The sequence below is a fragment of the Parabacteroides bouchesdurhonensis genome (genome assembly GCF_900186615.1).
GTDB classification, from domain to species: Bacteria; Bacteroidota; Bacteroidia; order Bacteroidales; family Tannerellaceae; genus Parabacteroides; species Parabacteroides bouchesdurhonensis.
The window spans coordinates 925,462-926,376 of the sequence record NZ_LT896588.1 but is presented as its reverse complement, the minus strand read 5'-3'; the positions used below and the strand labels follow the sequence as shown (position 1 = coordinate 926,376).

Here is a 915-nt window from a genome sequence, read left to right as displayed (position 1 = left end):
TCCATTCCATAATGCTTGTTTGAAATGATAGATTCGAAAGTCATGCGCAAGCCGTTAGGATAATGGTAAATAACACTTACACTGTCATAAACCTCACGACCGTCTTTCCAGAAAAGAATGTCGCCGAACCCTGTGATATAGTCGGGAAGAGAATGATTGACCCACGTACCCATTTGTAATTGGTGGGCGGCAAGTTCGGTCATCAAACCACCTGAATATTCTTTGTACAGTCGCCAGTTTATCTGTCTTTCCAATGACGGTTCCGGTACAGGCCTGCGCCAGTCGTTGTTACGGTACCAGAAGTTACGAAGTCCTACTATCTGACCGATTGTTCCATTCTTTATCAGTTCTATCGCTTTCAGATATTTCGGGTCGAACAGGCGTTGTATGCCTATATAAAGGACTTTGCCCGATTCTTTATATATATCATACATTTCCTTGCATTGTTCCACGGTTCTGGCCATGGACTTTTCGCAGAATACATGCTTGCCGGCTTTCAACCCTGCGATTGAGATTGGAGCATGCATGTGAAGAGGTGTTGCAATCAGGATGCCGTCCACATTCGGGTCGGCAATTGCCTGGTTGTAGNACCCAGCTAGGACCGGCAAAAGAGATATTATCAAATACCTTATGTTCAATTTGATTGATCAATTGCTGTATGCCCGGTGCGGGTTTCGGGTTTTCCATATACAATAATCCCTGTGCCAGCTCAAGAGTTCCTTCATGACCCAGAACCTGTTCATCCATTCCATAATGCTTGTTTGAAATGATAGATTCGAAAGTCATGCGCAAGCCGTTAGGATAATGGTAAATAACACTTACACTGTCATAAACCTCACGACCGTCTTTCCAGAAAAGAATGTCGCCGAACCCTGTGATATAGTCGGGAAGAGAATGATTGACCCATGTACCCAT

General features: G+C 44.2%; 1 protein-coding gene and 1 pseudogene. Both read right to left on the bottom strand.

From position 1 onward, the window contains the following. Positions 1 to 434: Gfo/Idh/MocA family protein (locus C1721_RS04050; protein WP_477612406.1), on the bottom strand; the 434-nt coding region annotated here is incomplete at its 3' end. Between the two features lie 15 nt (positions 435 to 449). Beyond that, a pseudogene (locus tag C1721_RS16555) lies at positions 450 to 527 on the bottom strand (hypothetical protein); the annotation flags it as partial. Positions 528 to 915 lie beyond the last annotated feature (388 nt).